The organism is Streptomyces sp. NBC_01477, from assembly GCF_036227245.1.
In the GTDB taxonomy this organism is placed as follows: domain Bacteria; phylum Actinomycetota; class Actinomycetes; order Streptomycetales; family Streptomycetaceae; genus Actinacidiphila.
Genome location: NZ_CP109445.1, coordinates 6,673,814 through 6,695,326, shown reverse-complemented (window position 1 = coordinate 6,695,326; position 21,513 = coordinate 6,673,814). Strand labels below are relative to the sequence as shown.

The 21,513-nt window shown below is 73.2% G+C and carries 20 protein-coding genes and 1 riboswitch; of the genes, 9 read left to right on the top strand and 11 right to left on the bottom strand.

All coding sequences use genetic code 11. The features are described from left to right. Positions 1-14: 14 nt before the first annotated feature. The 4 genes from metF to OHA86_RS28440 all read right to left on the bottom strand — a co-directional run bounded on the left by metF (position 15) and on the right by OHA86_RS28440 (position 3,467). Positions 15-932, bottom strand: a complete 918-nt coding sequence (metF, locus tag OHA86_RS28455) for a methylenetetrahydrofolate reductase [NAD(P)H] (RefSeq protein ID WP_329179744.1) — start codon at positions 930-932, stop codon at positions 15-17. A gap of 154 nt (positions 933-1,086) precedes the next feature. Continuing rightward, on the bottom strand, positions 1,087-1,746 hold the full coding sequence (gene thiE / locus OHA86_RS28450) for a thiamine phosphate synthase (protein WP_329179742.1): 660 nt from the start codon (positions 1,744-1,746) through the stop codon (positions 1,087-1,089). Positions 1,747-1,792: 46 nt separating this feature from the next. Next, a complete protein-coding gene (locus OHA86_RS28445) occupies positions 1,793-2,167 on the bottom strand; it encodes an Rv2175c family DNA-binding protein (protein WP_329179740.1) in 375 nt (124 codons plus the stop codon). A gap of 85 nt (positions 2,168-2,252) precedes the next feature. Then, on the bottom strand, positions 2,253-3,467 hold the full coding sequence (locus tag OHA86_RS28440; protein WP_329179739.1) for an NAD(P)/FAD-dependent oxidoreductase: 1,215 nt from the start codon (positions 3,465-3,467) through the stop codon (positions 2,253-2,255). A 544-nt stretch (positions 3,468-4,011) separates the two neighbouring features. Then, positions 4,012-4,120, top strand: a riboswitch (TPP riboswitch). Here OHA86_RS28440 and thiO point away from each other — a divergent pair. The 4 genes from thiO (at position 4,118) to pknB (ending at position 8,435) form a co-directional block, all read left to right on the top strand. Then, on the top strand, positions 4,118-5,284 hold the full coding sequence (gene thiO / locus OHA86_RS28435; RefSeq protein WP_329179738.1) for a glycine oxidase ThiO: 1,167 nt from the start codon (positions 4,118-4,120) through the stop codon (positions 5,282-5,284). Its footprint overlaps the riboswitch before it by 3 nt. Further along, positions 5,281-5,487 carry a sulfur carrier protein ThiS gene (thiS, locus tag OHA86_RS28430; protein ID WP_329179737.1) on the top strand — a complete coding sequence of 69 codons (207 nt, stop codon included), beginning with the start codon at positions 5,281-5,283 and terminating at the stop codon, positions 5,485-5,487. Before thiO ends, thiS begins: the two co-directional genes overlap by 4 nt. A gap of 3 nt (positions 5,488-5,490) precedes the next feature. Further along, complete coding sequence (locus OHA86_RS28425; protein ID WP_329179735.1) at positions 5,491-6,303, top strand: thiazole synthase; 813 nt, start codon at positions 5,491-5,493, stop codon at positions 6,301-6,303. 146 nt (positions 6,304-6,449) lie between these two features. Further along, complete coding sequence (gene pknB, locus OHA86_RS28420; protein ID WP_329179733.1) at positions 6,450-8,435, top strand: Stk1 family PASTA domain-containing Ser/Thr kinase; 1,986 nt, start codon at positions 6,450-6,452, stop codon at positions 8,433-8,435. A gap of 20 nt (positions 8,436-8,455) precedes the next feature. On the opposite strand, the gene OHA86_RS28415 is transcribed toward pknB, so the two are convergent. Then, positions 8,456-9,070, bottom strand: a complete 615-nt coding sequence (locus tag OHA86_RS28415; RefSeq protein WP_329179730.1) for a sulfite oxidase-like oxidoreductase — start codon at positions 9,068-9,070, stop codon at positions 8,456-8,458. A gap of 205 nt (positions 9,071-9,275) precedes the next feature. Here OHA86_RS28415 and bfr point away from each other — a divergent pair, with 205 nt between their 5' ends. Continuing rightward, positions 9,276-9,755, top strand: coding sequence for a bacterioferritin (bfr, locus tag OHA86_RS28410; protein ID WP_329179729.1), 480 nt, complete (start codon positions 9,276-9,278; stop codon positions 9,753-9,755). Positions 9,756-9,819: 64 nt separating this feature from the next. Here the strand turns inward: bfr and OHA86_RS28405 are convergent, their stop codons facing one another. Together OHA86_RS28405 and OHA86_RS28400 are read right to left on the bottom strand one after the other, a co-directional pair. Next, positions 9,820-10,110 carry a (2Fe-2S)-binding protein gene (locus OHA86_RS28405; protein ID WP_329179727.1) on the bottom strand — a complete coding sequence of 97 codons (291 nt, stop codon included), beginning with the start codon at positions 10,108-10,110 and terminating at the stop codon, positions 9,820-9,822. Positions 10,111-10,263: 153 nt separating this feature from the next. Then, positions 10,264-11,613 (bottom strand): class II 3-deoxy-7-phosphoheptulonate synthase, encoded by a 1,350-nt coding sequence (locus tag OHA86_RS28400; protein ID WP_329179725.1) that lies wholly within the window; start codon positions 11,611-11,613, stop codon positions 10,264-10,266. Positions 11,614-11,807: 194 nt separating this feature from the next. Between OHA86_RS28400 and OHA86_RS28395 the strand changes: the two genes are divergently transcribed. After that, positions 11,808-13,856, top strand: a complete 2,049-nt coding sequence (locus tag OHA86_RS28395; protein ID WP_329179724.1) for an N-acetylmuramoyl-L-alanine amidase — start codon at positions 11,808-11,810, stop codon at positions 13,854-13,856. Positions 13,857-14,044: 188 nt separating this feature from the next. Next, positions 14,045-15,967, top strand: coding sequence for an anthranilate synthase family protein (locus OHA86_RS28390; RefSeq protein ID WP_329179722.1), 1,923 nt, complete (start codon positions 14,045-14,047; stop codon positions 15,965-15,967). On the opposite strand, the gene OHA86_RS28385 is transcribed toward OHA86_RS28390, so the two are convergent. The 4 genes from OHA86_RS28385 to OHA86_RS28370 all read right to left on the bottom strand — a co-directional run bounded on the left by OHA86_RS28385 (position 15,964) and on the right by OHA86_RS28370 (position 19,986). Continuing rightward, positions 15,964-16,638, bottom strand: a complete 675-nt coding sequence (locus tag OHA86_RS28385; RefSeq protein WP_329179720.1) for a uridine kinase family protein — start codon at positions 16,636-16,638, stop codon at positions 15,964-15,966. The two genes, OHA86_RS28390 and OHA86_RS28385, sit on opposite strands and share 4 nt — an antisense overlap. Positions 16,639-16,916: 278 nt before the next feature. After that, entirely contained in the window at positions 16,917-17,633 is a 717-nt protein-coding gene (locus tag OHA86_RS28380; RefSeq protein ID WP_329179719.1) for a response regulator transcription factor, read from the bottom strand. Beyond that, positions 17,630-18,814, bottom strand: a complete 1,185-nt coding sequence (gene macS, locus OHA86_RS28375) for a MacS family sensor histidine kinase (RefSeq protein ID WP_443071907.1) — start codon at positions 18,812-18,814, stop codon at positions 17,630-17,632. Before macS ends, OHA86_RS28380 begins: the two co-directional genes overlap by 4 nt. Positions 18,815-19,275: 461 nt before the next feature. After that, entirely contained in the window at positions 19,276-19,986 is a 711-nt protein-coding gene (locus OHA86_RS28370; RefSeq protein ID WP_329179717.1) for a lysophospholipid acyltransferase family protein, read from the bottom strand. 170 nt (positions 19,987-20,156) lie between these two features. Between OHA86_RS28370 and OHA86_RS28365 the strand changes: the two genes are divergently transcribed. Continuing rightward, positions 20,157-20,951, top strand: coding sequence for an alpha/beta hydrolase (locus OHA86_RS28365; protein WP_329179715.1), 795 nt, complete (start codon positions 20,157-20,159; stop codon positions 20,949-20,951). Beyond that, complete coding sequence (locus OHA86_RS28360) at positions 20,944-21,483, top strand: hypothetical protein (RefSeq protein ID WP_329179713.1); 540 nt, start codon at positions 20,944-20,946, stop codon at positions 21,481-21,483. The genes OHA86_RS28365 and OHA86_RS28360 overlap by 8 nt, the downstream gene beginning before the upstream one ends. Positions 21,484-21,513 lie beyond the last annotated feature (30 nt).

Here is a 21,513-nt window from a genome sequence, read left to right as displayed (position 1 = left end):
AACCGCAGCGCGTGTCACGCCCGCTGGTGCAGTCCCAGATTTTCGTAGATCTCCAGCGATGCGGTGGAGTGGTTAAGAGTAATGAAGTGCAGCCCCGGAATGTCCTCGGCCATCAGGCGGCGGCACATCTCGGTGGTGAATTCGATGCCGATCGCCCGGACCGCCGCCGGATCGTCCTGCACCGCGAGGATGCGGGCGGCCAGGTCGGGCGGGAAGGGCGCGTTGCCGAGCTGCGCGAACCGCTCGATCTGCCGGACGTTGGTGACCGGCATCACCTCGGGGATGATCGGGGTACGGCAGCCCGCCGCGTCCACCCGGTCGCGCAGCCGCAGGTAGTCGTCCGCGTCGAAGAACATCTGGGTGATCGCGAAGTCCGCGCCGGCCCGGCACTTGTCGAGGAAGTACCGGGTGTCGGCCGCCGGGTCGGTGGAGCGCGGGTGCATCTCCGTGAAGGCCGCGACGCCCACGCAGAAGTCGCCCGACTCCTTGATGAGCGAGACCAGCTCCGCCGCGTAGGTCAGGCCCTGCGGATGCGGGATCCACTCGCCGAGCGGGTCGCCCGGCGGGTCGCCGCGCACCGCGAGGATGTTGCGGATCCCGGCGTCGGCGTACTGTCCGATGATGTTGCGCAGCTCGGCGATCGAGTGGTTCACCGCGGTCAGGTGGGCGCACGGGGTCAGCGTGGTGTCCGAGACGATCCGGTCGGTCGCCCGCACGGTGCCCTCGCGGGACGAGCCGCCGGCGCCGTAGGTGACCGAGACGAAGGTCGGGCGGACCGCCTCGATCCGCCGGATCGCGTCCCACAGCGTCCGCTCGCCCTTCTCCGTCCTGGGCGCGCCGAACTCGAACGAGTACGACTGGTGGCCGGACGCGAGCAGCTCCCGGATGGTGGTCGCTCGGTCGGGTCGCGTGGACGGGGTTCCCAGGGCCATGTATGCAGGTTAACCGTGCTCGGCAACCGTGCGTAGCCGTACTGGCGAATATGCCCGGCTACGTCCGTTCATTGTCCGCCCTGTGGACAGCCTGTGCCGCCGGACGGCCCCGCCGAGGACGGCCCGGGCGCAGGCGGCCGGCGGCCCGCACGGCTCACGGGGTGTACGAGCGCACCGCCGCCGCCAGTTCCTTCGCCGCCGCATAGGGGTCGGCGGCCTCGGTGACGGCCCGCACCACCACGATGCGGCGGGCGCCGGCGTCCAGTACCTGCCCGACGTTGCCCGCGTCGATGCCGCCGATCGCGAACCACGGGCGGTCCGTGCCCAGCCCGACGGCGTAACGCACCAGATCGAGGCCGGGGGCCGGGCGGCCCGGCTTGGTCGGGGTGGGCCATACCGGGCCGGTGCAGAAGTAGTCGGCGCCCGCCTCCACCGCGGCCGCCGCGGCCTCGTCCTCGGCGTGGCAGGAGCGGCCGATGACCACCCGGTCGCCGAGCAGGGCGCGCGCGGCCGGCACCGGCAGATCGCCCTGCCCCAGGTGCAGGACGTCGGCGCCGGCCGCGTACGCCACATCGGCCCGGTCGTTGACCGCCAGCAGCCTGCCGTGCCGCCGGCACGCGTCCGCCAGCACCGCGAGCGCCGCCAGCTCCTCGCGGGCCTCGATGCCCTTGTGCCGCAGCTGGACGACGTCCACCCCGCCGCCGAGCGCGGCGTCCGCGAAGTCCGCGAGGTCGCCGCGCCCGCTCCTGGCGTCGGTGCACAGATACAGCCGGGCGTCCGCCAACCGCTCACGTGCGGTGCTGCTGCTGGTCATACGGGTCGGCTCCCCCGGGGCGTGCGGCGGGCGCTGCCGCCGCGGGCTACACGGCGAGCGCCTGCGCGCGGCGCTTCACCTCGGTCCCGCGATTCTCGCGCAGCGCCTGGGCGGGGGTGCCGGGCAGGGTGTCGTCGACGGTGAAGAGCCACTCCAGGGCCTCCTCGTCCGAGAACCCGTCGTCCTTGAGGACGGTGAGCGTGCCGGACAGGCCCTTGATGATCTTCCCGTCACCGATGAAGTCGCTCGGCACCATCAGCACCCTGTTCTCACCGCGGCGGACCGCGATGAGCTGGCCCTCCTTGATGAGCGGCCGGATCCGGGTGATGTCGAGCCCCAGGCGCTCGGCGACATCGGGCAGCGTGAGCCACGAGGGAACGAGTGCGTCAATGTGTGCGTCAACCGACGAGAAAACTGTCACGGAACAAGCCTGCCACCTGCCGCCGACAACCGCTGCAGGGTGCCGCCGTCCGGGCGGTGCCGCCGAGCCCCGTCCGCGGTGCCGCTCAGCGGGCCGCCGACGTCAGCGGCACCGCCGGGTCCGCGGCCGTCACCGGGTCCACCGTCGCGGAACGGGCGATCAGTTTGCGGGCCTGCGCGAGATCCCGCGGCCTGTCCACGGCGAGCACCGCGGCCAGCCGGTCGCCGCGCAGCCAGCACACCGACCAGGACGCGGTGGACGGGTCGCCGCGCATCAGCAGGGTGTCGGCGTCGGTGTGGTGCCCGGCGTACTGCACGAACCGCCCGAACTGCTCGGACCAGAAGTACGGCACCGGGTCGTAGCGGGTGTCCCCGCCCAGCACATTGGCCGCGGCCGTCCGCGGGCCGTGCAGCGCGTTGTCCCAGTGGTGGATCAGCAGCCGCTCGCCGTAACGGGCCGAGGGGAAGGACGCGCAGTCGCCGACCGCGAGGACGCCGGGAGCGGTCGTACGCAGCCGGTCGTCGGCCAGGACCGAGCCGTCCTCGCCCAGCTTCACGCCGGAGCCGCCGAGCCAGCCCGTCGCGGGCCGCGCGCCGATCCCCACGACGATGGCGGCGGCCGGCAGCAGGCTGCCGTCGGCGAGCACCACCGCGTCGGGCTCCACCCCGGACACCAGGGCGCCGGTGCGCAGTTCGACGCCGGCCTCCTCGTACCAGGCCCGCATGTGCGCGGTGATCACCGCGGGCAGCACGCCGGCCAGCGGCCGGTCGGCCGCCTCCACCACGGTCACCTCGCAGCCGGCCTGCCGGGCGGCGGTCGCGAATTCCGCGCCGATCCATCCGGCGCCGACCACCACGACCTGCTGCTTCGCGTCCAGCACCGGGCGCAGCCCGGCCGCGTCGTCCAGCGTCCGCAGCAGGTGCACGCCGGGCAGGCCTGCGCTCCCCGGCAGCGCGACCGGATACGCGCCGGTGGCCAGCACCAGGTGGTCGTACGGGAGCGGGCCCGCGTCCGTGATCACCTGGCGGTCCGCCGTGCGGAGCGCCTGGGCGCGCACGCCGAGCCGCAGGTCGACGTCGAGGGCGTCGAAGTCCACGTCGAAGCGGATGTCGAGCTGGGCGCTGTCCGCCGAGCCCAGGAGTACCGCCTTCGACAGCGGCGGGCGGTCGTACGGGGCGTGCGGCTCGTCGCCGAGCAGCGTGATCCCCTCTCGCCAGCCCTGTTCCCGCAGGGCCACGGCGGTCTGCACTCCGGCCATTCCGGCCCCGACGATCACCACGACGGCGCTGCGCTCGCTCACCTCCTCACCGTATCGCCTGCGGCGCGCTTGCCGGTTTTACGGCGGGGCGCCGTCGTGCCTTGACGCGCCGCTGGGGGTTCGCGGGGGCCGCCCGAGGCCTGCTCGACGGTGCCGTCGTGGCGGGGGGTGTTCCCCGCGCCTCCCTCCGGGGGGTGCCGCCTCAGGGGGTGCCACGTGCGGTGGGCCTCACACTTGCGGCGCGTCGTGGTTGCCCGCGCCGTTCCCCGCGCCCCCGACGGGGTGCCACTTGCGGTGGGCCTCGCACCTGCGGCGCGCTGCGGCTGGGCGCGCAGTTCCCCGCGCCCCTGGCGGGGTGCCGCTTGCGGTGGGCTTCGCACCTGCGGCGCGCTGTGGCTGGGCGCGCAGTTCCCCGCGCCCCTGGCGGGGTGCCGCTTGCGGTGGGCTTCGCACCTGCGGCGCGCTGTGGCTGGGCGCGCCGTTCCCCGCGCCCCAGGGGGTGTCCTCTGGCGTGGGGGTGCGGCAAGGCGACTGGCCCGGGGGGAGGCTGGGGCGGCGGGGTGGGGGGATAGGGTGAGGCGCGCGAAGCGAACTCGCGGGAGCCCGGCGGACCGGGCTGAGAGGGCGGCTGACGGCCGCCGACCGTAGAACCTGATCCGGGTCATGCCGGCGAAGGGAGGAGCGGTAGTTCCATGCCTACCTGCAACCACGACGTACTGATCGTCGGCGGCGGAATCATCGGCCTGGTGACGGCCTGGCGCGCGGCGCAGCGCGGCCTGCGCACCGCGGTCGCCGACCCCGCGCCCGGCGGCGGCGCCGCCCACGTCGCGGCCGGAATGCTGGCCGCGGTCACCGAGCTGCAATACGGCGAGCAAACCCTGCTCGACCTGAACCTCGCCTCGGCGGCGCGCTATCCGGACTTCGTCGCCGAGCTGACGGAGGCGACGGGCCTCGGCACCGGCTACCGCCCGTGCGGCACGCTGGCCGTCGCGCTGGACGCCGACGACCGCGCGCAACTGCGCGATCTGCACGCCTTCCAGTCCTCGCTCGGCCTTGAGGCGCACTGGCTGAGCGGCCGGGACTGCCGCCGGCTCGAACCGATGCTCGCCCCCGGCGTGCGCGGCGGGCTGCGGATCGACGGCGACCACCAGGTCGACCCGCGCCGGCTGGCGGCGGCGCTGCTGCGGGCGGCCGAGCTGGCCGGGGTGGCGTTCCTGCGCTCCGCGGTCGTCCGGGTGGAGTGCGCGGCCGGCCGCGTCACGGGCGCGGTGCTCGCCGACGGCACGACGGTCGCCGCCGGCCGTACGGTGCTGGCCGCGGGCAGCGGGAGCGGCCGGATCGCCGGCCTGCCGGCGGACGTACTGCCGCCGGTGCGGCCGGTGAAGGGCCAGATCCTGCGGCTGCGGATCCCGCCGGCGCACGCGCCGTTCCTGTCGCGCACGGTCCGCGCGGCGGTACGCGGCAGCCACGTCTACCTGGTGCCGCGCGAGGACGGCGAGCTGGTGCTCGGCGCGACCAGCGAGGAATCCGGCTGGGACACCACGGTGACCGCAGGCGGGGTCTACGAACTGCTGCGGGACGCGCACGAACTGGTGCCGGGCATCACCGAACTCCCGCTCACCGAGGCCCTGGCGGGCCTGCGCCCCGGCTCCCCCGACAACGCGCCGCTGCTCGGCCGTACCGCGCTCGACGGGCTGCTGCTGGCCACCGGCCACCACCGCAACGGGGTGCTGCTCACCCCGGTCACCGGGGACGTCATGGCCGAGGTGCTGACCTCGGCCACGGGCGAACTCCCGGCCTACGCGCGTGCCTTCGGCGCCCAGCGGTTCTCACCGGCGCGACAGGAGCAGACCGCATGACGATCACCGTGCACGTCAACGGCGAGGCCCGCGCCCTGGACGCCCCGCTCGCGCTGGACGCCCTCGTCGCCATGCTCAGCTCCGCCCATTCCGGCGTGGCCGCCGCGCTCAACGACACGGTCGTGCCGCGTACCCGCTGGTCCGCCACGCCGCTCGCCGACGGCGACCGGGTCGAAGTGCTGACCGCGGTCCAGGGGGGCTGAGCCATGGCGACGGCCACCGGCGCCGTGACCGACCCGCTGCGGATCGGCGGGGCCGAATTCTCCTCCCGGCTGATCATGGGGACGGGCGGGGCGCCCAGCCTCGACGTGCTCGATCAGGCGCTGCTGGCGTCCGGTACCGAGGTGACGACCGTCGCCATGCGGCGGCTCGACCCGACGACGAAGGGCTCGGTGCTGTCGGTGCTGGCCCGGCACGGCATCCGGGTGCTGCCGAACACCGCGGGCTGCTTCACGGCGGGCGAGGCCGTACTGACCGCGCGGCTGGCCAGGGAGGCGCTGGGCACCGACTGGGTGAAGCTCGAAGTCATCGCGGACGAGCGGACGTTGCTGCCGGACCCGATCGAACTCCTCGACGCCGCCGAGACGCTGGTGGACGACGGCTTCACCGTGCTGCCGTACACCAACGACGACCCGGTGCTGGCGCGCAAGCTGGAGGACGTCGGGTGCGCCGCGGTCATGCCGCTGGGCTCCCCCATCGGCTCCGGCCTCGGCATCCGCAACCCGCACAATTTCCGGCTGATCGTCGAACGCGCGACCGTCCCCGTCATCCTGGACGCGGGCGCCGGGACCGCCTCGGACGTCGCGCTGGCGATGGAGCTGGGCTGCGCGGCGGTGATGCTCGCGTCCGCCGTCACCCGTGCCCAGCACCCGGTCCTGATGGCCGAGGCCATGCGCCACGCGGTCACCGCGGGCCGCCTCGCCCACCGGGCCGGCCGCATCCCCCGCCGCCACCACGCCCTGGCCTCCTCCCCCACCGCCGGCCTCCCCGACCTCGACCCGGAAAGACCCGCCTTCTGACCTGCGGCCCCGCCCGCTCTGCGCCGGGGTCCGCTTTCGGGGCCGCCACCCGCGGTGTCACGGTTTGGTTCCGGAACACCACGGCACGGCCACAGTCCTGGCGCGTGCACCGGCGGTGTCGGGGGCGGATCGTAGAATCGGCCATCGTGGACACCACCGTGCAGGACCCGCTGGTCGGGCAGACGCTCGACGGGCGTTACCGCGTCGAGGCGCGTATCGCCGTCGGGGGGATGGCCACGGTCTACCGGGCCGTGGACACCCGCCTCGACCGCGTGCTCGCGCTGAAGGTGATGCACCCGGGGCTGGCGGCGGACACCGGCTTCGTGGAGCGGTTCATCCGGGAGGCCAAGGCCGTCGCGCGGCTGTCGCACACCAATGTGGTGGGGGTCTTCGACCAGGGCACCGACGGGACGTACGTCTATCTGGCCATGGAGTATGTGGCCGGGTGCACCCTGCGGGACGTGCTGCGCGAGCGCGGGGCGCTGTCGCCGCGGACGGCGCTGGACATCCTGGAGCCGGTGCTCGCGGCCCTCGGCGCCGCGCACAGGGCCGGGCTCGTGCACCGGGACATGAAGCCGGAGAATGTGCTGATCGGGGACGACGGCCGGGTCAAGGTCGCCGACTTCGGCCTGGTCAGGACGGTGGACACACAGACCAGCGTGTCGGGGGCGCTGCTCGGCACGGTGTCGTATCTGGCCCCGGAGCAGATCGGCCACGGCACGGTCGACCAGCGCACGGACGTGTACGCGTGCGGGGTCATGCTGTACGAGATGCTGACCGGCGCCAAGCCGTACTCCGGCGACACGCCGATGCAGGTCATCATGCAGCGGCTGAACGAGGATGTGCCGCCGCCGTCCGCCGCCGTGCCGGGGCTGGCGCCGGGGCTTGACGCGCTGGTGGCGCGGACGACCTCGCGGGACCCGGCGGGCCGCCCGGCCGACGCGGTGGCGATGTTCGCCGACGTACGGGCGGTGCGCGCGGGCCTGAGCCCGCAGGAACTGGACGACCGGCCTTACGAGGACGCGCGCACGGGCGGGTTCGAGGACGCGGTGCCGGGCGGTGCGGTCGGCTCGGAGGAGCCGACCAGCGTCGTGGCACGGCCGCCCGCGGCGACGGGCCAGGACTCGGACGCCCTGCACCGGACGACCCGGCTGCCGCTGCCGCCGCCGGAGGCACCGGATCCGCGGCACCCGGTGGCGCGGTCGTTCGCGTCGCCGCCACCGCCGCCGCCTGGCGGCAGGCCGCGCGCGGGGCGGGGCCGCAGGGGGCCACTGGCCGTGCTGGCGGCGCTGCTGGTGATCCTCGGCGTCGGAGCGGGCGTCTGGTATGTCAGCGACGGGCAGTTCACCCATGTGCCGGCCGTGCTGGCGCTGTCGCAGGCCGACGCGCAGCACAAGCTGACGTCCGCGGGGCTGGACACCCGGGTGGACCAGGACTTCTCGCTGACCGTGCCGCGCGGCAGCGTCATTTCCACCGACCCGGCGCCGGGCAAGCGGATCCGCAGCAATGGCACGGTGAAACTGACGGTGTCCAAGGGGCCGCGCGAGGTCCGGGTGCCCGACCTCAAGGGCCGCAGCCTGGCCGACGCCCAGCAGCGGCTCAGGGCGGCGGGGCTGACCCCGGGCACGGTCACGAAGTCCTTCAACGACTCGGTCCCGCAGGGCCAGGTCATCGTGACGCGGCCTGCGGCCGGTACGCAGCGCGCCCCCGGCACCCCCGTGACCCTCACCGTCTCGCGCGGTTCAGCGGTGGACGTGCCCGATGTGATCGGCGATTCGGTCACCGACGCGCAGCAGGAGCTCCAGGACGCGGGCTTCACGGTGGTGCTGGCGCCGGAGAAGGTCTTCTCCGACCAGGCCGACAAGGACACCGTCGCCGTGGAGTCCCCGGAGGGGGACACCCAGGCGGCGGCCGGCGACACGGTGACGATCACGGTGTCGAAGGGCCAGCAGCTCTTCCCGGTGCCGGACGTCACGGGCAAGAAGTCGTCGGAGGCCAAGCAGATCCTCCAGGACGCCGGCTTCGACGTCCGGGTGATCAACCTCTTCTTCGGCGACTCCGTTTTCAGCCAGTCCCCCGACGGCGGCGGCCAGGCCCCGAAGGGCGCCACGGTCACCATCTGGGTGCGCTGACACCACGGGGTCCCGGAGGGCTAGATCTCCGGGCCGTCGCCCGGCTCCTCCTGGTACGAATAGCGCTGCTCGTTCCAGGGGTCGCCGAGGTTGTGGTAACCGCGTTCCTCCCAGAAACCGCGGCGGTCCGCCGTCATGTATTCGACGCCGCGGACCCACTTGGGTCCTTTCCAGGCGTAGAGCCCGGGAACGATCAGCCGGACAGGGAAGCCGTGTTCGGCGGTGAGGGGTTCGCCGCCCTTGTGGGTGGCGAATAGCGACTGGGCGTCGAGGAAGTCCTCGACCCGCAGGTTGGAACTGAATCCGTATTCGGCCCAGACCATCACATGGGTCACGTCGTCCGCGGGCGGTGCGAGCTTCATCACGGTCGAGGTGGCGACGCCGCCCCATTCGATGCCGAGCATCGAGAATTTCGTGACGCAGTGGAAGTCGGCGACCACGGTGTCATAAGGCAGCGCGGAGAACTCCGCGTGATTCCAGCACGTCTTGTCGCCGTCCGCGGTCGCGCCGAAGACCCGGAACTCCCAGCGGTCGGGCTTGAATCGCGGCACCGGGCCGTAATGCGTGACGGGCCAGCCCCGCTGGATCCGCTGGCCCGGCGGCAGCTCTCCCGTGCGACGCTCGTACCGACCCATGCCTCCATGGTGACAGACCGGACGAGGTGCTTTTGACCGAGCACCGCCAGAACGGAAAAGCGTGCGGCCTGACGGAGAGAACCCGCGCCGCGGATGTGCGGCCCATTGCGGTCACCGCGCGTAAGTGTTCACTTACTGGATCGGACCACTCCTCGGTGCGAGGATGCGCGCAACCACTCGTCCGAACCGGAAGGACGGCGTTGCCATGCAGGGCGACCCCGAGGTCATCGAGTTCCTCAACGAACAGCTGACCGCTGAGCTGACAGCGATCAACCAGTATTTCCTGCACGCGAAGATGCAGGAGAACTTCGGCTGGGTGAAGCTCGCGAAGTACACCAGGGCCGAGTCGTTCGACGAGATGAAGCACGCGGAGATCCTGACCGACCGGATTCTTTTCCTCGAAGGCCTGCCGAACTACCAGCGCCTCTTCCATGTCAGGGTCGGGCAGACCGTCACCGAGATGTTCCAGGCCGACCGGCAGGTGGAGGTCGAGGCGATCGACCGGCTGCGCCGCGGTATCGACGTCATGCACGCCAAGGGCGACTTCACGTCGAAGAACATCTTCGAGTCGATCCTGACCGACGAGGAGCACCACATCGACTATCTCGACACGCAGCTCGAACTGATCGAGAAACTGGGTGAGGCGCTCTACCTCGCGCAGGTGATCGAGCAGCCGGACAGCTGAGCCGTACGCCCGCCGGTCAGGCGGCGCGCCTGCCCGCCGTCCAGGTCGCGCGCACGCCCGCCGGTCAGGCGGCGCGTACTCCGGGCGGCAGCGGGCGGGCACCGGAAACCTCCGGCTGCGGCGCCTCGGCGCGTACGAGGACGACCGGCGCGGCGGGGTCGCCCGCGGGCTCCGGCGCCGTACGGGTCGCCCAGCCGGTGCCGCGGCCGAGCAGGCTCTGGATGCGCTTGACGCAGGACCCGCAGTCCGTGCCCGCCTTGCAGGCGGAGGCGATCTGCCGGGGAGTGCAGCGACCGTCGTCGGCGTGCTGCTTGACCTGCTGCTCGGTGATGCCGAAGCAGGAGCAGACGTACACGCGGTCACCGCCGTTTCCGGGTCCCTGAGGAGCTGAGGTAACCCTTACCTTACCTGTCGGCCAGGGTGCGGAAAAGCGACAAGGGGCGCGGGTCGATGTGATCCGCGCCCCTTCCGTATCGCCTCGTGCCGGCCGTGACGGCCGCCGCCCGGGCTACTGCCCGCGGTACATCTCCGCGACCAGGAAGGCCAGGTCGAGCGACTGGCTGCGGTTGAGCCGCGGGTCGCACGCCGTCTCGTACCGCTGGTGCAGGTCGTCCACGAAGATCTCGTCGCCGCCGCCGACGCATTCGGTGACGTCGTCGCCGGTCAGCTCGACGTGGATGCCGCCCGGGTGGGTGCCCAGCGAGTGGTGGACCTCGAAGAAGCCCTTGACCTCGTCGAGCACGTCGTCGAAGCGCCGGGTCTTGTGGCCCGAGGCGGCCTCGAAGGTGTTGCCGTGCATCGGGTCGCAGATCCACACGACCTGCGCGCCGGACGCGGAGACCTTCTCCACCAGCGTCGGCAGCTTGTCGCGGACCTTGTCCGCGCCCATCCGCACGATGAAGGTCAGCCGGCCCGGGTCGCGGTCCGGGTCGAGCCGGTCGATGTAGGTCAGCGCCTCCTCCGGCGTGGTGCCGGGGCCGAGCTTCACACCGATCGGGTTGCTGATCCGGGAGGCGAACTCGATGTGCGCGCCGTCCAGCTGCCGGGTGCGCTCACCGATCCACACCATGTGGCCCGAGACGTCGTAGAGCTTGCCGGTGCGCGAGTCGGTACGGGTCAGCGCCGTCTCGTAGTCCAGCAGCAGCGCCTCGTGGGAGGCGTAGAACTCGACGGTACGGAATTCCGCCGGGTCGGTGCCGCAGGCCGCCATGAAGTTCAGCGCGTTGTCGATCTCGCGGGCCAGCGCCTCGTAGCGCTGCCCGGACGGCGAGGACTTCACGAAGTCCTGGTTCCAGGCGTGCACCTGGCGCAGGTCGGCGTAACCGCCGGTGGTGAAGGCGCGGACCAGATTCAGCGTGGACGCGGACGCGTGGTACATCCGCTTGAGGCGCTCGGGGTCGGGGGTGCGGGCCTGCTCGGTGAATTCGAAGCCGTTGACGGAGTCGCCGCGGTAGGTCGGCAGGGTGACGCCGTCGCGGGTCTCGGTCGGCTTGGAGCGCGGCTTGCTGTACTGCCCGGCGATCCGCCCGACCTTGACCACCGGCACCGAGGCCGCGTACGTGAGGACCGCTCCCATCTGGAGCAGCGTCTTGAGCTTGTTGCGGATCTGGTCGGCGCCGACCCCGTCGAACGCCTCGGCGCAGTCACCGCCCTGGAGCAGGAACGCCTCGCCCCTGGCGACCGATGCCAGCCGGCTGCGCAGCTGGTCGCACTCCCCGGCGAAGACGAGCGGCGGATACGAGGCGAGGTCGGCGATCACATCGCGCAGAGCCTCGGAGTCGGGCCACTCGGGCTGCTGCGCCGCGGGAAGAGCGTGCCAGGTGTTGCCCCCGGCGTGGATGTCTGCGTTCACGGTCACGGGCCCCACATTACGGGGTCGTGTCACCTGCTTTTCGTCCCGCTCAGTGGGTGAGACATGCCGTCCGCGCCACTAACCGGGAATCCGGACATACCGCTGTTAACGTCAACCCGTTTCCGAGCCGACCGCCGCCCCGCAAGGCGACGGCTCCCCGGGAGCGCGTGCCGCGAGCACGCGGGAAGGCCGAGGGAAGCATGACGCGCAGAGATGGCAGAGGCAGGCGCAGCGGCAGGTCGTGGGCCGGCCGCGGAGCCGGCGCGGTGGCGCTGGCCACCGTGGCCGCCTACGGCGGCACGGCAGTGGCGAGCCCGTCCGGCAGCGCGCCGGGCGCCGCCCCCGCCACCACGCTCCAGGCGGACTTCGCCGCCGCGGCCCGGGAGTTCCGGGTGCCGCAGAGCGTGCTGCTCGCGGTCTCCTACCGGCAGACCCGCTGGGAGTCGCACCAGGGCACACCGAGCACCACCGGCAACTACAACGTGATGGGCCTGACGCAGGTCGCGGACGCCGACCTCGGACAGCTGTCGGGCACCGACCGGCTGGCGCACCTCGACCTCAGCGGCGACCCGCTGGTGTCCCGGAACTTCGACGCCGCCCGGGCGCTGGGCACCGACCGGTCGAAGGCCGACGCCGCCGACCCGCGGCTGCACACCCTGGACGCCGCGGCGGAGCTGATCGGCGCCGCCCCGGCCGAGGTGCGCACCGACCCGCGGCAGAGCGTACGGGCGGGCGCCGCGCTGCTGGCGCGGTACGAGAAGGCGGCCGTCGGGTCGCTGCCCGCCGACCCCGGCCGCTGGTGGGCCGGTATCGCCCGCTACAGCCAGTCCCCCGAGGCGGGCGGCGCCACCCGGTTCGTGCAGCGGGTCTTCGACTCGGTGCGGTCGGGCGAGAGCCGGGTCACCGCCGACGGCCAGGCGCTGACGCTGGCCGCCGACCCGGCGCTGGCCCCGGTCCGGCCCGCGACGGTGCCGCTGGCGCCGGGCGCCGAGCCGCCCGCGGACCCCGCGTCCACCCCCGCCCCCGAGTGCCCGGCGGAGCTGCACTGCGCCTTCGTCCCGGCCGCCTACGCCAAGGCCGGCACGGCGGCCGACGACTTCGGCAACTACAACGTGGCGAACCGCCCCGCGGGCGGCGAGGACATCCGCTCCATCGTCATCCACGACATGGAAGGCACCTTCCAGGGCAGCATCGACGAATTCCAGAACCCCAGCGGATACGCCAGCGCGCACTACCTGGTCGGCGACGACGGCCGGGTCACCCAGATGGTGCGGCTCAAGGACGAGGCGTGGCACTCGGCGAACAAGACCGTGAACATGCACTCGGTCGGCGTGGAGCACGAGGGCTGGGCGATCAGGACCGGCGACTGGTTCACCGAGCAGGAGTACGACTCCTCCGCCGTCCTGGTGAAATTCCTGGCCCGGAAATTCGGCATCCCGCTGGACCGCGAGCACATCATCGGCCACGACGAGGTGCCCGGGGTGCTGGACGCGAAGGTCGCGGCGCAGCACTGGGACCCCGGCCCCTACTGGGACTGGAACCACTACATGGCGCTGCTGGGCGCCCCGGAGGCGGCGGTCGGCCCGCCCGCGGCCGGGCAGCTGGTCCGGGTGGTGCCGCCGTACACCACGGCGAACCAGCCGCAGCTCACCAGCGGCGGCAAGCCGGTCGCCGCGCACCCGGCCGACTTCGTCTACCTCTACACCTCGCCGGCCACCACCGCGGCGCTGCCCGCCGACCCGTATCTGGGCAGCGCGCTGTGGAGCGACGGCTCGAACTGGGCGGACAAGGTCCCGGCGGGCGGCGCCTATGTCGTCGCGGCCACGCAGACCGACTGGACGGCGATCTGGTACCAGGGCCGCAAGCTGTGGTTCCACAACCCGGGCGGGCAGGACACCTCGGTCCTGCCCGCGACCCCGGTGCTCACCCCGAGGTCCGGCACGATCCCGGTCTACGGCCGGGCCTACCCGCAGGACGCGGCCTACGCGGGGACCGGTGTGCCCGTCCAGCCGGCCAACTCCACCGCCCTGACGAAGTACACCGTCGCGGCGGGCCAGGCCTACGCGCAGGCCGGACCCGAGGCGGTGGGCGACTACTGGTACGCGGGCAGCTTCGCCGGCACCGCGGCCGGCGACCGCACCCTGGTCACCGGCACCGACCTGTTCTACCCGATCCGCTACAACCACCGCGTCGCCTGGCTGCGGGCCGGTGATGTGCAGCGGATCACCAGCACCGCCCCGATGCGCTAGGGTCATGCCCATGCACGCGCACAATTCACCGACGACGCACCAGAACTGGTGGTGGACCGCTCATCCGGCGGCCCACTGAATTCGCGCGTAGCAGCAGCACTTCGCGAAGGCCGCCCGCAGGGGCGGCCTTCGGCGTTTCCCGGCCCGGTCGCCGCCCCTTCCCCGCCGTCAAGGAAGGACCACCGACCGTGCCACGAAACCCCGACGCCGTACGGCTCGTCGCCCGTCTGCTCACCCCCGGCCACCCGCCGTTCGCCCTGCTGCACCGCAGGACGCCCGGCCGGCCCGAGGCGGTCGTGGAGGTGCTCACCGGGCCGGTTGCCACCGTCGCCCGGCTCGCCGACATCGCGCTGCCCACCGGCCCGGCCGACGGCGGCCCCCGCACCGACGCGCTGGCCCTGATCCCCTTCCGGCAGATCCGCGAACGCGGCTTCGACGTCCGCGACGACGGCACCCCGCTGGTCGTCCTGCACCCCGAGCAGACCCTCGAACTCCCGCTCGCCGACCTGCTCGACGCGCTGCCCGACACCCCCGTACGGGTCGAGGACGGCGCTTTCGACGTCGGCGACGACGCCTACGCCGACATCGTCGGGCGGGTCATCGAGGACGAGATCGGCCGCGGCGAGGGCGCCAACTTCGTGATCCGCCGCACCTTCCGCGGCAGCATCCCCGGCTACGGCCCGGACGCCGCCCTCGCGCTCTTCGCCCGGCTGCTGCGCGGCGAACGCGGCGCCTACTGGACGTACGTGGTGCACACCCCGGAGCGCACCCTGGTCGGCGCGAGCCCCGAGGTGCACGTACGGATGTCCGGCGGCACGGTCGTGATGAACCCGATCAGCGGCACCTACCGCTACCCGCCGCAGGGCCCGAGCGCCGCCGGGCTGCTGGACTTCCTCGCCGACCCCAAGGAGGCCGAGGAGCTGACCATGGTGGTGGACGAGGAACTGAAGATGATGTGCACCGTCTGCGATCTCGGCGGGGTCGTGGTCGGCCCGCGGCTGAAGGAGATGGCGCACCTCGCGCACACCGAGTACGAGCTGCGCGGGCGCTCCACGCTCGATGTCCGCGAGGTGCTGCGCGAGACGATGTTCGCCGCCACGGTGACCGGCTCGCCGGTGCAGAACGCCTGCCGGGTCATCGAGCGCCACGAGCCCGGCGGGCGCGGCTACTACGCGGGGGCGCTGGCCCTGATCGGCCGGGACGCGGGCGGCGCCCAGACGCTGGACTCCCCCATCCTGATCCGCACCGCCGACATCTCCCCCTCAGGCGAGCTGCGCGTCCCGGTCGGCGCGACCCTGGTGCGGCACTCCCGGCCGCACGCCGAGGTCGCCGAGACCCACGCCAAGGCCGCGGGTGTGCTCACCGCGCTCGGGGTGCGCGAGGCGCGGGGCGGCGCCCCGGGCGCGACCCGGCCGCGGCTGGCCGACGACATCCGGGTACGCGCCGCGCTCGACGCCCGCAGGGCGCACCTGGCGCCGTTCTGGCTGCGGATGCAGACCGAGCACCCCCGGCCGTCCGCGCACGCCCTGGTCGTCGACGGCGAGGACACCTTCACCGCGATGCTGGCCCACCTGCTGAGGTCCTCGGGCCACGCGGTGACCGTACGCCGCTACGACGACCCGGAGCTGCGGGCCGCCGCCCTGCGCCACGAGGGGCCGGTCGTGCTCGGCCCCGGACCCGGCGACCCGGCCGACACCGCGGACCCGAAGATGCGCTTCCTGCGGAAGCTGGCCGCCGACCTGGTCCGCGACCACCCGCACGGCCTGCTCGGGGTCTGCCTCGGCCACGAGCTGCTGGCCGCAGAACTGGGCCTGGACCTGGTCCGCAAGGCCGAGCCCTTCCAGGGCGCCCAGCGGACCATCGACCTCTTCGGCCGCAGGGAGACGGTCGGCTTCTACAACTCCTTCACCGCCCGCTGCGACGAGACCGCCGCGGAGGAACTGGCGATGCACCGGGTCGAGCTGAGCCGCGACCCGGACACCGGCGACATCCACGCGATGCGCGGCCCGGGCTTCGCGGGCGTGCAGTTCCACCCGGAGTCGGTGCTGACGCTGAACGGCGCGGAGATCGCCGCGGGCCTGCTCGCGGAGGTCCTGGCGCCGGCGGGCTAGACGGGGACGGCGCCGCTGCCCGCGACCTGGTGGCCGGCGAGTGCCACGGCGCTCGCCGGCCGGGCGTGCCCGGGTCTGACCGGCTCCTTGAGGATTGGGCCGACCAGCCGCATCACCGCGGTCAGCAGGTCGATCTCCGGCGCGGTCCCGTCCAGCACCAGATCGGCCCGGTTGCGGGACGGGGCGACGTATTCGGCGTGCCGCTCCCTGCCGTGCGACAGGTAGTTGCGCAGGGACACACCGGGGTCCTGGCGCTGCACCTCGATCTTGCGGAGGATCTTCCTGGCCAGCCGGATGTCGTCCGGGGTGTCGACGTAGACCCGCCAGGCGGCCCGGCCCGCGACCGCGGGCAGGGTCAGCGCGAACAGGCCCTCGACCACCACCAGGCGGTGCCGGCCCGACCCGGCGGCCGCGTCGATCGCGGCGGTCACCGCGGTCGCGTCGATGGACCCCGGGTGATTCCAGTCCAGGGTCTCCGCGCCGGTCGCGCTCAGCGTCCTGACGCCGCGCAGCGGATCGTGCGCGGACACGTAGAAGTCGTCGAGATGGATCAGTCCGACAGTGTCGGGGTGGTGCAGCGCCAGCGCATCGGCAAGGGTGGACTTGCCGGATGCGGTGCCGCCTGCGACCGCCAGTACGGGCACGCAGAGCCCGCTCGCCACACCCGCCATACCGGGCGCTCCTCTTGTGCTCAAAGGGGGAAACGAAGCGGCCGGACTAGCCGGGTGCAGGGAGAATAGGTCCCGGAGAACACCTGCGGCAAGCGCTGTCGGCATGCGTCTTCCCAGGAAGGCCCGCAGGCCCGCCGCGCGGCCCGGAGAAGACGCCCGCGTCGGCGTAAAGCGCCGCTCCCGCGGTCCCGGTCCCGGCGGTCGCGCCACCGGCCGGCGCCCGGACGCCACCGGTGGTGTGCGGCGCGGCAGTCCTCCCGACCCCGCGTCCGCCCGGGTCACATGGCGCTGTCCTCGCGGGCCTGCGGGTCCTCGTCGAGACCGGCCTCGATCGCGTACCGGACCAGCTCCACGCGGTTGTGCAGCTGGAGCTTGCCGAGGGTGTTCTGCACGTGGTTCTGCACGGTCCGGTGCGATATGACCAGGCGCTGGGCTATCTGCTTGTAGCTCAGCCCCTTCGCGACCAGCCGCAGCACCTCGGTCTCCCGCTCGGTCAGCCGGGGCGCGGCGGCGCCGCCCGCCGCGGCGGGCGGCGGGACGGTGGCGAGGCGGCGGTATTCGCCGAGCACCAGGCCCGCCAGGCCGGGGGTGAAGACCGGGTCGCCCACCGCGGTCCTGCGCACCGCGGCGACCAGCTCCTCGCGGCCCGCGGACTTGAGCAGATAGCCGGTCGCGCCGGATTTGACCGCTTCCAGGACGTCGGTGTGCTCGCCGCTGGCGGACAGCACCAGGACCCGCATCGCCGGGTCGCCCGCCACGACCTCCTTGCAGACCCGCACCCCTGACGCGCCGGGCAGGTTGAGGTCGAGGACCAGCACCTGCGGGCGGGCCGCCTTGGCGCGGCGGATCGCCTCGGGGCCGTCGCCCGCGGTCGCCACCACCTGGAAGCCGGCCTCGGTCAAGTCGCGGGCCACCGCGTCACGCCACATCGGGTGGTCGTCCACCACCATCACCGTGACCGTCTGCTGTGCTGCCAGGTCGTCGCCGACCGTCATGCGGTGCCTCCTCCGTTGGCGGCGACCGGGGTCGCCCCGTCCTGTACGCGCCCCGCCCTGGGCAGCCGCAGCTCCACTTCGGTGCCCTGGCCCGGCAGCGACATCAGCTCAGCGGTGCCCCCGAGGTCGCGCAGCCGGCCGCGGATCGACTGGGCCACCCCGAGCCGCCCCTCGTCCGCCGCGGCGGACAGCCGGCCCGCCGGGATACCGGGGCCGTCGTCGCGCACGGTCACCAGCACCGCGTCCGGCTCGTCCTCCACCAGGATCCAGGCGTGCGCCCGCTCGCCCGCGTGCCGCCGTACGTTGTCCAGCGCCGCCCCCGCCGCGGCGGCAAGTTCCGCTGCCGCCGCCGGGTCGAGCAGCACCGGGGTGCCGGGCGCGGACAGCGTCACCCGGGCCGAGGCGTACGGCGCGAGCAGCGTCCGCAGGTCGTGCGGCCCCCCGGGCACATCGTCCGCGGTGCGCGGCAGGGGGATCGGGGCGCCGCTGATCAGGCTACGCAGCGCGGCCTCCTGCTCCCCGGCCATCCGGCCCAGCTCGGCGGCCTCGCCCCCGGCCTGGTTTCCGCGCCGCTGGACCATCGCCAGCACCTGGAGCACCCCGTCGTGGATGTCCCGGGCCAGCCGTTCCCGCTCCCGGGTGGCGGCCTCGATCTGGAGGGCGCGGGCCAGCGTCCGCTCACTGATCCTGGCGACCTCGACGACATAGCCGATGCCGATGCTGGCGACCCAGACCAGCAGCACATTGCGCAGGGTCTCGCGGCCCGCGCCGCCGCGCTCGACCAGGTCCGCGACCGCGACCAGCGAGGAGGCGGCGGCGGCCCACCGCCAGCCGCCCTTGATCGCGAAGGCCAGCACGGAGCCGGCCGTCCAGATGGACGGCAGCGTGAAGGAGCCGGACGTGATCCGCTCCTGGGTGTCCACGAGGGCGGTCAGCAGTATCCCGGTGATCGCCAGCGTCAGGTCGGCGGCGAGGAAGCCCTTGGTGCAGCGCCGGGCCGACATCACCCGGCCGAGCGTGGACAGCGTCCACACGCCCAGGACGCCGAGGTAGATTCCGCCGGGCAGCGGGTGCCGCAGGTCGTGGTAGGCGTAGCAGTACAGCCCGACCGCGTACCCCATCGTCAGGACGCGGTACGCCACGAGGGCGCGCCACAGTGGCTGCTCCACGGACATGCGCATCCCCGCGCCCCCCTCCTCCCGGCCGCCCCCACCCTAGCCCGGCCCCCTCCCCGACAGGTCACCCCGCAGGCGCCCGAGCCGCCCGCACGGCGGGAACATGCCCCGTCAGGAGGCGCTGGGGGTACCCCCAGGCGAAGCCCTCGGGGCGGAACTGCGCGAGCAACCACCCGCGGGCCGGTGGTCCGGAGCGAACCGATCTGCCCCTCCGGCCCGGTGACGACCCGCGCGTGGGTGGTGGGCCGGCCGCGCAGTTCCCCGCGCCCCTGTAAGGCGCCGCCTTACGCAGCAAACACCCCGGCCCCGCGCCCAGCGAAAGCGCACCCCCCGCCGAAGGGAACCCGACCGCCCGCGCCGGGCGGGATGCGTACCCCCTCACCGAAGGGACACCGCACGGCCCCGCGCCCAGCGGAAGGGCGCCCCCTGCCGAAGGGGACCCCCTCACGGCGGGGAAGCCGGGAAGGCTACGGCGCCATCGGTGGCTTGGACTCCGCGGCGAGCAGCCGCTTCGCGGCGGTCGCGTAAATGTCCACGTACTCCTGCCCGGAGAGCTTCATGATCTCGTACATGACCTCATCCGTGATCGACCGCAGGATGAAGCGGTCGCCCTCCATCCCGTCGTAGCGGGAGAAGTCGAGCGGCTTGCCGATCCTGATCCCCGGGCGTACCGAAAGCTTCGGCATCACCTTGCCGACCGGCTGCACCTTCTCCGTGTCGATCATCGCGACCGGGATCACCGGCGCACCGCTGGCGAGGGCGACCCGCGCGAGGCCGCCCGGCTTGCCCCGGTAGAGCCGGCCGTCGGGCGAACGCGTGCCCTCGGGGTAGATCCCGAACAGCTCGCCGCGCGCCAGCACGGCGACCCCGCTCTTGACCGCGGCCTCGCCCGCGCCGCGGGCACCGGACCGGTCGACCGGAAGCTGCCCGACGCCCTTGAAGAAGGCGGCGGTCAGCTTCCCCTTGACGCCCGGCGACGTGAAGTATTCCTCCTTCGCGATGAAGGTGACCTTGCGGTCGAGCACCGCGGGCAGGAAGAAGGAGTCCGAGAAGGACAGATGGTTGCTCGCGAGGATCGCGGGCCCGTCGTGCGGGATGTGCTCAAGGCCTTCGACCCAGGGTCGGAAGGCCGCCTTGAGGGGCGAGCCGATGGCGATCTTCATCGCGCCGTAGAACAACCTCGGACCTCCTGTAGCCGAAGCACCGACCTTAACGCCACCGGGCGGCTCCGGCTGGTCCCGACAGGGCTTACCGCTTGGTATCGCAGCCGCGTACGCTGAACGTCCGACCTCCGTGTACCTCGTGTACCCGCGTACGCGGTTTCACGCCCTCGAACAGGAGACCCACGGTGCCGCTCATGCCCGGAGCCGAACCGTACCGCCATGACGGCGGCGAGATCGGCGTGCTGCTCTGCCACGGTTTCACCGGTTCACCGCAGTCCCTGCGCCCATGGGGCGAGTATCTGGCGGAGCGCGGGCTGACCGTGTCCCTGCCCCTGCTGCCGGGGCACGGCACCCGCTGGCAGGACATGCAGGTGACCGGCTGGCAGGACTGGTACGCCGAAGTGGACCGGGCGCTGGGCGAGCTGGCCGGCCGCTGCTCGCAGGTCTTCGTGGGCGGCCTGTCGATGGGCGGCACCCTTGCGCTGCGGCTGGCCGCCAGGCACGGCGCGCTGATCAGCGGCCTCGTCCTGGTCAATCCGTCGGTGAAGGCCGACAGCGCCAAGCTCAAGGCGGTGTCGGTGGTGCGTCACCTGGTGCCGTCGGTGGCGGGCATCGCCAGCGACATCGCGCTGGAGGGCGGCGCCGAGGTCGGCTACGACCGTACGCCGCTGCACGCGGTGCATTCACTGGCCAGGTTCTGGCCGGTGGTGCGGGCGTCGCTGCCGCAGGTCACCCAGCCGGTGCTGCTGCTGCACAGCCGGGTCGACCATGTGGTGCACCCGTCGAATTCCGCGGTGGTGCTGGGCTCGATCTCGTCCACGGACGTGACGGAGAAGGTGCTGGAGCGCAGCTTCCACGTGGCCACGCTCGACCATGACGCGGAGCGGATCTTCACGGAGTCGTACGCCTTCATCGAGCGGCTGTCGGCCGGTGCGGGCACGTCGGGCACCGCGGTGAAGGGGGGCACGGCCGGTGGCTGACCGCGAGGACGAGGGCACCGCCCCGCACGAGGAGGAGCCGCCCCGCCCGCCCCTGGACGAGGACGCGGTGTGGGCCGCGCTGATCGCCGGCTACGACGTCGACCCGGAGCCGGGGGCAGCCGCCGCGTGGCCCGAGGCGGAGAACGTCCCGCTGCCCAAGGACGACCCGGAGCCGCCCGGCCCGGCCGCGGTGAACACGGCGCCGCCGCCCGCCGACCGCACGATCGTGATCCACCCGGTGATCCGCGGGCCGCGGGACTACGAACCGGCCGAGGACGACGAGGACGGGCATTTCGTGCCGCCCGAGCCGCCGCCGCTGCCCGACGCGGACGTGACCACCAAATTCGCCTGGATCGCGGTGCTCGGCGGGCCGCTGCTGCTGCTCGCCTTCGTCCTGCTCCAGATCGAACTGACCTGGTGGGCCACCACGTTGGGCGTCGGCGGTTTCCTCGGCGGCTTCGCCACGCTGGTGGCGCGGATGCGGACCGGCGAGGACGACGACGATCTGCCGGGCGGCGGCGCGGTCGTCTGACGGCTGGGCCGCGCCGGCGAGGGGCGCCGC

What these genes read in the sequence shown, in the direction of transcription:
- OHA86_RS28425 (WP_329179735.1), top strand. Translation starts at nt 5,491, where the DNA reads ATGGCGACGGCCACCGGCGCCGTGACCGACCCGCTGCGGATCGGCGGG.
- OHA86_RS28380 (WP_329179719.1), bottom strand. Translation starts at nt 17,633, where the DNA reads ATGACGGTCGGCGACGACCTGGCAGCACAGCAGACGGTCACGGTGATG.
- thiO (WP_329179738.1), top strand. Translation starts at nt 4,118, where the DNA reads ATGCCTACCTGCAACCACGACGTACTGATCGTCGGCGGCGGAATCATC.
- OHA86_RS28415 (WP_329179730.1), bottom strand. Translation starts at nt 9,070, where the DNA reads ATGGGTCGGTACGAGCGTCGCACGGGAGAGCTGCCGCCGGGCCAGCGG.
- OHA86_RS28395 (WP_329179724.1), top strand. Translation starts at nt 11,808, where the DNA reads ATGACGCGCAGAGATGGCAGAGGCAGGCGCAGCGGCAGGTCGTGGGCC.
- metF (WP_329179744.1), bottom strand. Translation starts at nt 932, where the DNA reads ATGGCCCTGGGAACCCCGTCCACGCGACCCGACCGAGCGACCACCATC.
- macS (WP_443071907.1), bottom strand. Translation starts at nt 18,814, where the DNA reads ATGCGCATGTCCGTGGAGCAGCCACTGTGGCGCGCCCTCGTGGCGTAC.
- bfr (WP_329179729.1), top strand. Translation starts at nt 9,276, where the DNA reads ATGCAGGGCGACCCCGAGGTCATCGAGTTCCTCAACGAACAGCTGACC.
- OHA86_RS28385 (WP_329179720.1), bottom strand. Translation starts at nt 16,638, where the DNA reads ATGGCGGGTGTGGCGAGCGGGCTCTGCGTGCCCGTACTGGCGGTCGCA.
- thiE (WP_329179742.1), bottom strand. Translation starts at nt 1,746, where the DNA reads ATGACCAGCAGCAGCACCGCACGTGAGCGGTTGGCGGACGCCCGGCTG.
- thiS (WP_329179737.1), top strand. Translation starts at nt 5,281, where the DNA reads ATGACGATCACCGTGCACGTCAACGGCGAGGCCCGCGCCCTGGACGCC.